6 protein-coding genes and 1 pseudogene are annotated in these 7,057 nt (G+C 70.2%); 6 read left to right on the top strand and 1 reads right to left on the bottom strand.

Annotated elements, in window-relative coordinates; translation table 11 throughout:
- Positions 1 to 242 precede the first annotated feature (242 nt).
- The 6 genes and pseudogenes from G6R25_RS19465 to G6R25_RS19445 all read left to right on the top strand — a co-directional run bounded on the left by G6R25_RS19465 (position 243) and on the right by G6R25_RS19445 (position 6,115).
- On the top strand, positions 243 to 1,100 hold the full coding sequence (locus tag G6R25_RS19465) for a glycosyltransferase (protein WP_136449570.1): 858 nt from the start codon (positions 243 to 245) through the stop codon (positions 1,098 to 1,100).
- 148 nt (positions 1,101 to 1,248) lie between these two features.
- Positions 1,249 to 2,808, top strand: coding sequence for an MFS transporter (locus tag G6R25_RS19460; protein ID WP_205447261.1), 1,560 nt, complete (start codon positions 1,249 to 1,251; stop codon positions 2,806 to 2,808).
- 18 nt (positions 2,809 to 2,826) lie between these two features.
- Entirely contained in the window at positions 2,827 to 3,405 is a 579-nt protein-coding gene (locus tag G6R25_RS19455; RefSeq protein WP_205447260.1) for a TetR/AcrR family transcriptional regulator, read from the top strand.
- Positions 3,406 to 3,595: 190 nt separating this feature from the next.
- Positions 3,596 to 4,701: pseudogene (locus G6R25_RS31950) on the top strand (M13 family metallopeptidase); the annotation flags it as partial.
- A complete protein-coding gene (locus G6R25_RS31945; protein WP_473246918.1) occupies positions 4,693 to 5,520 on the top strand; it encodes a M13-type metalloendopeptidase in 828 nt (275 codons plus the stop codon). The pseudogene G6R25_RS31950 and the gene G6R25_RS31945, both read left to right, overlap by 9 nt.
- Positions 5,521 to 5,626: 106 nt before the next feature.
- Positions 5,627 to 6,115 (top strand): SRPBCC family protein, encoded by a 489-nt coding sequence (locus tag G6R25_RS19445; protein ID WP_136449508.1) that lies wholly within the window; start codon positions 5,627 to 5,629, stop codon positions 6,113 to 6,115.
- On the opposite strand, the gene G6R25_RS27930 is transcribed toward G6R25_RS19445, so the two are convergent.
- Positions 6,108 to 6,632, bottom strand: a complete 525-nt coding sequence (locus tag G6R25_RS27930) for a hypothetical protein (protein WP_235949131.1) — start codon at positions 6,630 to 6,632, stop codon at positions 6,108 to 6,110. The two genes, G6R25_RS19445 and G6R25_RS27930, sit on opposite strands and share 8 nt — an antisense overlap.
- Positions 6,633 to 7,057: the final 425 nt, after the last annotated feature.

The following is a 7,057-nucleotide window of genomic DNA, read 5'->3' as shown; positions in this document are numbered from 1 at the left end:
GGATCACTACCTGGCTGCATACCACAGAGTCGCACACGCTGATTCACCTGAAATTACGTCAGGCTTCCTCCGCGTTAACTCCGGGGCCGGTTCGGGCACGACAAGTGATGATCTACCGCGAGTGTCACCGTCCGTGTCGGGCCCAGCCCCGATGGTACTGTTCCGCCATGGCGCGGCTCACCGCCGTACCGCCCACTTCGCGGATGAAGCCGCCTGATCGGTGGCACTGAGGTAGCACTGGAATCGCGCCTCCTCTCCCGGTCGTCATCGTGCACCGTGACCAGCCGCAGCGACTCCTCGACACGATCGACGCGTTCCGCGCGCAGGACGTTCCCGTCATGATCACAATCATCGACAACGGGTCGGCGGTCCTGCCACCGGTCGAGGCCGCCGACGTCGCGGTCGTACCAACCGGCGGCAACCTGGGGTTCGGACCCGCGGCCAACGTCGGCTACCGTGCGTTCCTCGCCGATGCGGACGCGGGCGAGTGGGTAGTGCTCGCGCCGCACGACGCGCTGCCCGAACCCACGTGCCTGAGTCACATGCTCAGCGTCCTGGCTGAGCAGCCCCGAGCGGGACTGGCGTGTGCCGACGTCGGCGACGCGGCGACGCCGGTCATCGACCCCTACTTCGGCGGGATCCTCGCGCCCGCGAGCGTCGAGAAAGGGTGGGAGCCGGCCGGCCACCCGCACGGCACGCTGATGTTCGCCCGGCGCGCGTGCCTCGACGAGGTCGGCATCTTCGACGAGCGCTACTTCGCGTACTGTGAGGAGGCGGACCTCGCGCTGCGGGCCAAGGCCGCCGGTTGGGAATCTGGGCTCGTGCGCGGCGCGATGGTCAAAAACCCGCACATCGGTTCGACCTCCGCAGCCATCGACTACCTGCAACTTCGCAACACCCTGCTGCTCGTGCGGGACCACTCCGGCCGCTACCACGCGTTCATCCGGTTCAGCATCGCGCTGTGGCACCTCGCCTCGGGCGCAGTCGCACCGGCCCGGCGCGGCCCCTACTGGGACCTCGAAGGACGCGTACGAGGGCTCCTCGACTTCCTCCGCGGACGCTTCGGCCCTCCGCCTGCGCACCTGCTCGCCAAGCGCTGAGGCCGCCGTCGCCGCGGCACCGACCTCGGCACCGACCGGTAGCCCTTGATCCATCCGACCCGGCGCGTTGGCCGGGCCCGACAATCTTGCCATCACCTGTAGACATCAGGCGTAGACTTTGTCCATCACTGAATGAGGTGGACATTGAATGGATCGCGACGACACGGGGCCCGGATCGCCCGCGCACAGGCTGTTGGTGACCGGACTGGTGTTCATCGGCATGGTTGTCGCCGTGGTCGGCAGCCTGGGCACGCCGCTGGTGCCACTGGTCGCCGCCGTCAACCACGTCTCGGTCGACGACGCACAGTGGTCGCTGACGATCACCTTCCTGGTCAGCGCGGTCGCCACCCCGACGATCGGGCGCCTGGGCGACGGCCGATACCGCAAACCGGTGCTGCTGGTCGGCCTGGCCATCGTGGCGGTCGGCGGCCTACTGGCCGCCCTGCCGCTGGGTTTCGCGACGCTGCTGGTCGGCCAGGCGGCGCAGGGCGTGGGGCTCGGCCTCACGCCACTCACCCTGACGGTGGCCCGCGACGCGCTGCCACCAGAGCGCGCCCGCCCGGCGTTGGCGATCCTGTCGATCACGACCGTCGCGGGCATCGGCCTGGGATACCCGCTGGTCGCGCTGATCGCCGAGACCTGCGGCCTGCGCGCGGCGTTCTGGTTCGGGGTTGCCATCGCGGTCGCGGCGTCGCTGGCCGCGATGGTGGTCGTACCTTCCTCACGCCACCGGCCGGCCGCCCGGCTCGATCTTGCGGGAGCGAGCACGCTCGGGATCGCCCTGGCCGGGTTGCTGCTGGCGATCAGCGAGGGCGGGCAGTGGGGCTGGGCCTCGGCGCGCCTGCTCGCAACCGTCGCGGTGGCGATCGTCATGCTGGCCGGCTGGGTGGCGCTGGAGCTACACAGTGATCATCCGCTGGTCGATGTGCGTCGGTTGCGGCATGTCGTCGTGCTGACCGCCGACGTGTGCGCCGTCTTCACCGGTGTCGGCATGTACCTGCTGACCTCGACGGTGACCCGCCTGGTGCAGACGCCCACGAGCGTGGGCTACGGGCTGGGCGCCTCGGTAGCCGTCGCCGGGTTGATGCTGACGCCGTTCTCGGTCGGCACGGTCGCGGCCAGCAGTGTCACCCGGGCGCTGATCCGCAGGATGCCGCCGGGCCGGGTGCTGCCGCTTGCCGCGAGCGTGCTGTTGGCCGGCATGGTCATGTTCACCCTGGCCCACGGCACGTTCTGGGAGATCGCGGTGGTGATGGCCATCGCCGGCCTCGGGATCGGAGCAATCTTCGCGATCATGCCCGGGTTCATCGTGCAGTCGGTGCCCGCTCACGAGACCGGCAGTGCGCTGAGCTTCAACCAGGTGCTGCGCTACGTCGGCTACGGCATCGGCAGCAGCGCCAGCGCCGCGGTGCTCCAGGCGCACACCCGACCCGGCGCGTCGTTTCCCGCCGACAGCGGATATACCGCGGTAGGCGTCGCGGCCTGTCTCATGTGGGTCCTGACCGCGGCCGCCAGCGTGCTTCTGCCCCGCTTCGGCGACCGGCGGCCCGGCTTGAGCCCGACGGCGGAGGCCATCATCGAAGAGGAGGAGCAGGATATCGAGAGCCTGGCCTCGGTGGTCCCCGGCGACGCCGGCCGGCCCGACACCGGCCGGCCCGACACCGCCGACACGCGGCCCGGTGGCGTCAGACCCGGACAACCTCGATGAAGAGGAACATGACCTCCCGTGAAGGATGAGACATCCACGGTGAAGAACACGACCGCGCCACGACGCCGCGACGCGGCCGCCAGTAAGGAACGCCTGCTCGCCGCCGCCGCGCACCTGTTCGCCGAACGCGGGTTCGACAAGACCACCGCCCGCGACATCGGCCAGCTCGCCGGGATCGACCCCACCATGATCGCCCGCTACTTCGGCGGGAAGGCCCAGCTCTACATCGCCGTGCTGCAGGCAGAGGACGCCGGGGAGACCCCCACCGACTTCCTCGAGCCCGACCGGCTCGCAGCCCTGGTCCGGCGCACCGACCGAAGCGGTCCAGGGCCGATCTTCCAGGCCGCGCTCAAGCCCTACGACGACCAGACGGCACAGCAGGCCGCCGCCGTCGAACTCCACCGTCGCATCGTCGCCCCCCTCACCGCCCGGCTGGCCCGCGAGCACGCCGCCGACGCGCACCTGCGGGCCGAGCTGCTCACCGCCGCGCTCATCGGCGTCGTCCTCGCCCGCCACACCGGTGTCCTCGCAACACTCGCCGGCGCGGACACCGACACGGTCATCGCGCTCCTCGAACAGGCCCTCGACCAGCGCTGACCGCAGGACCGCAGGACCGGCGGAGTCGTCCGCGTGCCACGAACCCGGCCACGAGCCCGGCAAGCGCCGCGAATCCCACCGCGGCGGATCATGCTGTCGGTCGACGGGTTCTCGGCGAGGTCCTTCCCTGATCACCCGATCGGTTGGAGACTTCCGTTCTGTGAGCATCCTCGACGACGCCCGCGCGGGCATGGACCTCGACGTACGACCGCAGGACGACCTGTTCGGCCACGTGAACGGCCGGTGGCTCGCCGAGACGGAGATCCCATCCGACCGCTCGAGCTGGGGCCCGTTCGTGCAACTGGCCGATGCCGCCGAGCAGCAGGTCCGCGACATCATCACCGACCTCGCCGGGCAGGACCCGGCCACCCAGGGCGAGGACGCCCGAAAAATCGCCGACCTCTACAACTCCTTCCTCGACGTCGAGACGATCCAGGCGCTCGGCCTGGGCCCGGTGCGGTCGCTGCTGGACGCCGTGGCTGGCCTGGGCGACGTCCGCGACCTCGCCGCGTTCCTCGGCGATCTTGAGCGGACCGGCGGCCCGGGGTTGTTCGGCTCCTATGTCGACACCGACGACCGCAACTCCGACCGCTACCTGTTCCACCTGGGCCAGGGGGCCTCGGCCTGCCGGACGAGTCGTACTACCGCGACGACAAGTTCGCCGCGACGCGCGAGAAGTACGTCGCCTACCTGACCCGCATGCTCGGGCTGGGAGAGCACTCCGACCCCGAGGCCGCCGCGCAACGGATCCTCGCCTTGGAGACCCTGCTCGCGAAGGGCCACTGGGAGCGGGCCGAGACCCGCGACGTCCAGAAGACCTACAACCTGGTCACGGCCGAGGAGCTGGCGGCGCTCTGCCCGGCCTTCGCCTGGGATGCCTACGTCACCGGTCTCGGTGGGCACCTGACCGGCCCGCCGGCGACGCTGGCGGAGGCGTGCGTGCGGCAGCCGTCGTACTTCGAGCACCTCTCGACCGTGCTGACCGACACGCCGATCGAGGTGTGGCGCGACTGGGTGCTCAGCCGCGTGCTGCGAACGGCCGCGCCGTACCTGCCCGACGCCTTCGTCGAGGCCCAGTTCGACTTCTACGGCCGCACGCTCAGCGGCACGCCGGAGCTGCGGGCCCGGTGGAAGCGCGCGGTGGCGTTCGTCCAGGGCGCGATCGGTGAGGCCGTCGGCAAGGAGTACGTCGCCCGCCATTTCCCGCCGCGTGCCAAGGCGCAGATGCACGACCTTGTCGCGAACCTGCTCGCCGCCTACCGCGAGTCGATCTCCCGGCTGGACTGGATGACGGAGGAGACCAAGCTCCGGGCCTACGACAAGCTGGCGACGTTCCGGCCGAAGATCGGCTACCCCGACCAGTTCCGGGACTACTCGCAGCTGCGCGTCCGCCATGGTGACCTGATGGGCAACGCCCGCGCCGCCGCCGCGTTCGAGACCGACCGGGACCTGGCCAAGATCGGCGCCCCGGTCGACCGCGACGAGTGGTTCATGCTCCCGCAGACCGTCAACGCCTACTACAATCCCGGCACCAACGAGATCTGCTTCCCGGCCGGCATCCTGCAGAGGCCGTTCTTCAGCCCCGACGCCCACCCGGCCGAGAACTACGGCGGCATCGGCGCCGTCATCGGCCACGAGGTCGGGCACGGCTTCGACGACCAGGGCGCGCAGTACGACGGCGCCGGCAACCTCAACGACTGGTGGACCCCCGCCGACAAGGCCGCCTTCGAGGTGAAGTCGAAAACGCTCGTGGAGCAGTACAACGCGTTCGAATCACGCAACCTGCCGGGCGAGAAGGTGAACGGCGCCCTCACTGTCGGCGAGAACATCGGCGATCTCGGCGGCCTCACCATCGCGCACCAGGCCTACATCATCTCCCAGGGCGGCGAGGCGTCGCGCGACGACCGGCGGCGGCTGTTCATGAACTGGGCCTACGTGTGGCGCAGCAAGCGGCGGATCGAGCTCGAACGGCAGTACCTCACCACCGACCCTCACAGCCCGCCGGAGCTGCGCGCCAACATCGTGCGCAACCTCGACGAGTTCCACGAGGTCTTCGACACCGCCCCCGGCGACGGGCTGTGGCTGGACCCGCCCGACCGCGTCCGCATCTGGTAGGGGGCCCGTAGCGCCTGACGCGATCACGCCGACCATGTCGCCGTGCGCGGCTGGGAACAGAAAGCACCCCCAACCGACGTCTCTACAAGCGGCGAGGACGAGAACCATGACCGTGTCCGTCATCGACACCGGACCGAACCGGATCAGCCGATCAGTCCTGGTAAACGCGCCGGTGAGCGAACTGTTCGCCATCGTGGCCGACCCGCGCCGACACCACGAGCTCGACGGCTCCGGCACGGTCCGCGCCACCGTCTCCGGCCCGCCGCGGCTGGCCGAAGGCGCGACCTTCTCGGTGAACATGAAGGCCTACGGCCTGCCGTACCGCATCACCAGCAAGGTCACGGCGTTCGAGGAGAACCGCCTCATCGAGTGGCGGCATCCGGTCGGGCACCGCTGGCGCTGGCAGTTCACCCCGGAGTCGGCCGGATCCACCCGCGTCACCGAGACCTTCGACTACAGCGAAATGGGACGGATCAAGGCCGCGATCCGCTACTACGACCTCATCCGCGCCCCGAAGAGCAACACGGCTGGCATCGAGGCGACCCTCACCCGACTCCAGGCCCGTTACGCGCCGGACGGCCCGACGATCACCTGACAGCGCGCGGGGTCGACCGGAATCCCTGAGCCGCCCTACCGCGACGTCGGGCGCCGACGGTCACCTCGAGGCGATCCTGGCGTTGCTGTATGATCCCGGCGACGCCGCCGGGCGGGCCCTCGTGCACGGCTTCATGTGGCGGCGTGCCGCCGACCTCACCGCCGCCGGCCACCGACGGGTCGCCGAGCTTCCACAGCGCGACGGCCAGCAGGACACCACCGACCAGGGCGAATCCCGCCAGAGCGGACAGTGCGAGATCGGTCGGTCCGGGAGCCTCGGCCGCCCACGCGGTCCGCAGCCGGTCCACCGGCGTCAGGGGCGCGAGCGCGGGATTCCGCCGCGCCAGATCGCGGGTGATCATCATCAGGGTGAGCAGGGCGAGCGCGGCGACGAGCACGACCGTCGGCAGCCCCCGCCGTCCCAGCGGGAGCGCCCGCCAGGAGACCGCGACGACGAACGCGAGCACCGGCAGCAGGTAGCGGGTGAACGCCGCGCCGCCGGCGGCCGCGTATCCCACCAGTGTGGCGACGACAAGCAGGCAGTGCGCGGCGAGCAGAATCCAGACGACGCTCCCGGCCAGCCACGCACCCGGCTGGCGTGGAGCCGGCCCTGACTCCGGCCCGGGGCCCGAGCGGCCGAGATCTGCGCCGTCAGGACCCGTACCACCGCAGCGAGCACACCCGCACCGGTGACGATCGCAAACCCGACGGCCATCTTCTCGGCGTAGCCGGTCAGCAGGGAGACACGACCAAAGAAACCGCGATAGACGTTCCACCAGAAATCGGGATTGCGCACCACCTGCTGGGCCGACGGCCGCGGCCCCCGAATCGGGAGCATGGCGGCGATCCGGCCGAAGGCGGTGGGGTCACCGTACCGGTGCACATTGAGCCTTTCCCGGTAACGTTTCGTCGCTTTGCGTGACATCAATGTGGTGTTGGTGTG

It is taken from the genome of Candidatus Frankia alpina (genome assembly GCF_902806485.1).
In the GTDB taxonomy this organism is placed as follows: Bacteria; Actinomycetota; Actinomycetes; order Frankiales; family Frankiaceae; genus Frankia; species Frankia alpina.
Note: the sequence above shows the minus strand (reverse complement) of the source record. Positions and strands in the feature narration are given on the sequence as shown.

Coding starts and splice junctions, on each gene's coding strand:
- G6R25_RS31945 (WP_473246918.1), top strand. CDS start 4,693: ATGACGGAGGAGACCAAGCTCCGGGCCTACGACAAGCTGGCGACGTTC.
- G6R25_RS19460 (WP_205447261.1), top strand. CDS start 1,249: ATGGATCGCGACGACACGGGGCCCGGATCGCCCGCGCACAGGCTGTTG.
- G6R25_RS19445 (WP_136449508.1), top strand. CDS start 5,627: ATGACCGTGTCCGTCATCGACACCGGACCGAACCGGATCAGCCGATCA.